The sequence below is a fragment of the Neochlamydia sp. AcF95 genome (genome assembly GCF_018342455.1).
Lineage (GTDB): Bacteria > Chlamydiota > Chlamydiia > Chlamydiales > Parachlamydiaceae > Neochlamydia.
On sequence record NZ_JAEMUC010000025.1, the window covers coordinates 1 to 3,753 of the forward strand.

The window sequence follows — 3,753 nt, forward strand, 5'->3', positions numbered from 1 at the left end:
ATATGATTAAGTAAATATAAACTCTAGAAATTATTTTATTTATCACAAAGTAATTGATAACCCCCGTGACCGCTTACGGAAAGGCAAAAGATTTAAAGATTAGCAGGTTTTTCCTGTTAACTTTTAAAAGTATTGCTTACTAAGGATCTAATACCAGCAAGAAAAATTGATCTGCATGCTTGCTAGGGAAGGATTTAGAAGCTAGTTTTTTTGAGTGTTCTTTATAAGCTAGCCCTAGTGTAGTGTAAATCATCAAAGAAACTAGTAAAAAGATAGTAAGTTAAATGAAAGAGGAATCTTTTTAGGACCCTTGCTTCTATTATCACTAATTTTACATGGAAAGAATAGGTATCAGACAGCCAATGAGCCTTATTCAAATCATTTTCTTGAGGTGGTGACAAGTCTAGATAGCATTCTTCTTCCTAAAAAAGAAAAGCTTGCCTCTCAGATTTAAATTTTCCAAATTATCAGGATAAGTTGATGTAAAACTTTTGCACTTGCTAGTCTAAATAAATTACTTCCTTATTTTCTTTTAAATTTGTTTTCTTTTAGATGCATTTCTAGATTATTAGCTAACAAACGCATACATAAAACTTATTACAAAAGGCGGTATAATGAATCCTATTTCTTCCATCACCTTAGAACAATTGCCTAATGAGATACTAGCCCCTATTTTAGGAGCTTGCGTTAACCCTTCCCTATCTAGCGTTTGTAAAAGATGGCGACATTTGCTGGCTAAGGAAGTCATGTCTTCCCTTTATAAGCAAACGGGTAAGATGCATGCTCCTCATAGAGATATTAGCGAACAGACTTTTATTTTAGATAGGCTTTATAAGCTAGAAGAAAAGCTTTCAGAGACAGCAAAGGTCTATGCAATCTTCAGGCAAATCTTTACTCAAGCTACCTCTCTTTCTCCTTTAGAATTTAAGTGGAAAACCGAGGAAAAAAATATTTTACCCTCACTAATTACTGCTCTTATCTTGTAAATATCAATAGCCTCTTAATGTGGAAAGAACTTGGCGGAGGAGAAGAGTATTTAGAAAGAGAAGAAATTAAAGCTTTATCCTTAGAAGAAAAAGACAAATTTTTTAAGGAAGGGATTGAAAATTATAGCAAAGATATTACGAAATTGCATTTAGCAAAAATTGGCTTAACCTTATTACCTGTAGAGATAGAGCAACTGTTGCAGTTAAAAATTTTCTTGTAAATGACACCAAGCTTACCACTCTTCCGGCAGAAATAGGGCAGCTATTGCAGCTGGGATTGCTTGGCTTAGATAACAACCCGCTCACCTCTCTGCCGGCAGAAATAGGGCAGCTATCTCTGCTACAAAATCTTAATTTAAGCAATAACAAACTTACCACTCTTCCGGCAGAAATAGATCATCTGCTAAACGAGTTAAATCTAGAGCTAAATAGAAGCCGGTAGGGAAATTTTCCTCAAGAAATAATGCTACATTTAAAGTTATAACTTACATTTCTCAGCAAAAAAATAATTAGGAATTCTGAGGGCCAATCGAGTAAGATGTTTTCTGTAAGGGTTTAAATTAAACGACTAAAAGTTATGTAAATAGATACACAAAACGCCGATCATTTAGAATTGGTAGCTTAGAATGTGTGAGGAGATAGGGTTAGTTGACCTTATTGATCAAGCAGTAGGTAACCAGGCGAAGAATAAGCATCTAATCTAGGGATAAGCTGTTGAATACATGATCTTAAACGGATGGGGATTTGTAAGTCGGACGCTTTACATGTATTCTGAGTACTTTGAAGACAAACCCATCGATCATTTGCTAGGTATGCTAGTCATTCTCGAGCAGATTGATGATAATGTTTTAGGCAGAACACTGGATAAGCTATTTGAAATGGGCATGACTGAGCTTTTTACTAAGATAGCCCTGCATACAATCAAAGTGCTGGGTATCCAAGTAAAAAGTTTACATTTAGATGCGACAAGTTTTCATGTAGATGGAAACTTATGAGAGCCTATTAGAACAAGGAGAATCGTGCATTCGTCTATTACAAGGCTACAGTCGCGATCACAGGCCTGATTTAAACCAAGCTGTCTTGCAACTCATCACTTCCAATGAAGGCAATATCCCTTTGCAAGCGGCCGATGGCAATAGCAGCAATAAAACCGCCTTTACGCGAGTTGTGGCCGAACATCTTAAAAGCTTTCGGCAAGCCGTAGAGAATCGTTATATAGTAGGAGACAGTGCTTTTTATACGCCAGCTACCTTACAAGCCTTTAAAAGAGAACAACGCTTATTTGTAACTCCTGTTCCCATGCAGATCAAAGAGGCCAAAGAACTCATATTTGAAGTGCTTTACGACAAGACGGTAGAGATGGCAGAAGGGTATCGAGCTTTTAAGAGCATTTCTTGCTATGCAGGCGTTGAACAAAGATAGGTAGCCATCTTTTAACCAAGCTGCCTATCAAAGAAAATGCCGCACTTTAGCTAAGCATTATCTTAAGGACGGTGAGAAAGAAGCCAAAGCCTTTATTAAGCTCATGCAGCAAGAATTTTCATGTCCAAGTGATGCTAAGCGTCAATTAGATAAGCTTGCAAAGAAGCTTAAATATATACAGATTATAAAACCTCAAGTTATAGCAACTCAAAAGCATGCTAAATCTGTTCGGCCCAAAGCTAAGCAAAAAACTTCTATATCTAGCTATCGCCTACAAGACACAGTAGCTTGCTCTTTGCTTAACAAGTTAGCCGATGCCCTTCTGGTGATAAGGATACGAATTGTTTTGACTTGCCTTTTTAATTTTTTTATATTGCCTTTAAAAATAAAAATGATAAAAGGCCATCACTACCCAAGGAAATAAAATGCATTCTATCTCTTCGGCCTCTATTGAAAGCTTGCCCAATGAATTGCTACTCCCTATCTTAGAGGCTTGCGCAGTTCCTTCCTTATTTAGCGTCTGTAAAAGATGGCATCATCTGCTGGCTTCTGAAGTGATGCCTTCTCTTTATAAACAAATAGGTAAAGTGCATGTTCCTCAAGGAAATGTTAAGGAGCAGGCTCTTATTGTAGATAGGATTTATAAGCTAGAAGAAAAGCTTACTGAAGTAGCAAAGGTAAATGCAATCTTTAGGCAAATCTTTACTTTAGCCAAGTCTCTTTCTCCTTTAGAATCTAAAGAGAAAACAGAAGAAAAAAGAGGCTTAAGGCAGGCTAATTACTCTTCTTATCTTGTAAATATTAATCGCCTTTTACTTTGGAAAAAACTTCCTGGTGGAGAAGAATATTTGAGACGAGAAGAAATTAAGCACTTGCCTCTAATAGAATTTAAAGAGAAAACAGAAGAAAAAAGAGGCTTAACGCTGGCTAATTACGCTTCTTATTTCTTAAACATTAATCGCCTTTTACTTTGGAACAAACTTCCTGGTGGGGAAGAATATTTGAGCGGAGAAGAAATTAAGCACTTGCCTCTAGAAAAAAAAGGAGAGCTTTTTAGAGGTTGGATTGAAGAAAATTGTAAAGACTTAACTTTGCTAAATTTATCTAAAGCAGGCTTGACTTATTTACCCACAGAAATATGCCAGTTATCTCAACTGCAAGAGCTTGATTTAAGCCAAAACCAGCTTGCTAGCCTTCCTGCAGAAATCGGAAAGCTGTCTCAGCTGCAAAAGCTTCACTTAAATCAAAACCAGCTCACCGCTCTGCCAGCAGAAATCGGGCAATTGTCTCAGCTAGAATGGCTTAACTTAAATCAAAACCAGCTCACCAGCCTGCCTGCAGGAAT

Annotated in this window: 7 protein-coding genes; all 7 read left to right on the forward strand. The window is 36.8% G+C overall.

From position 1 onward, the window contains the following. Window positions 1-614 precede the first annotated feature (614 nt). The gene (locus NEOC95_RS02005; protein WP_213151177.1) at window positions 615-986 is read left to right on the forward strand and encodes a hypothetical protein; all 372 of its coding nucleotides are present in this window, start codon (window positions 615-617) and stop codon (window positions 984-986) included. A 17-nt stretch (window positions 987-1,003) separates the two neighbouring features. Beyond that, complete coding sequence (locus NEOC95_RS02010) at window positions 1,004-1,207, forward strand: hypothetical protein (protein WP_213151179.1); 204 nt, start codon at window positions 1,004-1,006, stop codon at window positions 1,205-1,207. 44 nt (window positions 1,208-1,251) lie between these two features. Further along, window positions 1,252-1,428, forward strand: a complete 177-nt coding sequence (locus NEOC95_RS02015; protein ID WP_213151181.1) for a hypothetical protein — start codon at window positions 1,252-1,254, stop codon at window positions 1,426-1,428. Window positions 1,429-1,708: 280 nt separating this feature from the next. Next, window positions 1,709-1,981 (forward strand): DUF4277 domain-containing protein, encoded by a 273-nt coding sequence (locus NEOC95_RS02020; RefSeq protein ID WP_249270137.1) that lies wholly within the window; start codon window positions 1,709-1,711, stop codon window positions 1,979-1,981. Next, window positions 1,968-2,408 carry an IS1634 family transposase gene (locus NEOC95_RS02025; protein ID WP_166154233.1) on the forward strand — a complete coding sequence of 147 codons (441 nt, stop codon included), beginning with the start codon at window positions 1,968-1,970 and terminating at the stop codon, window positions 2,406-2,408. The genes NEOC95_RS02020 and NEOC95_RS02025 overlap by 14 nt, the downstream gene beginning before the upstream one ends. A gap of 103 nt (window positions 2,409-2,511) precedes the next feature. Continuing rightward, window positions 2,512-2,832, forward strand: coding sequence for a hypothetical protein (locus NEOC95_RS02030; protein ID WP_213151183.1), 321 nt, complete (start codon window positions 2,512-2,514; stop codon window positions 2,830-2,832). A 1-nt stretch (window position 2,833) separates the two neighbouring features. Continuing rightward, a partial coding sequence (locus NEOC95_RS02035) for an F-box/LRR-repeat protein (RefSeq protein ID WP_213151185.1) occupies window positions 2,834-3,753 on the forward strand: 920 nt, incomplete at its 3' end.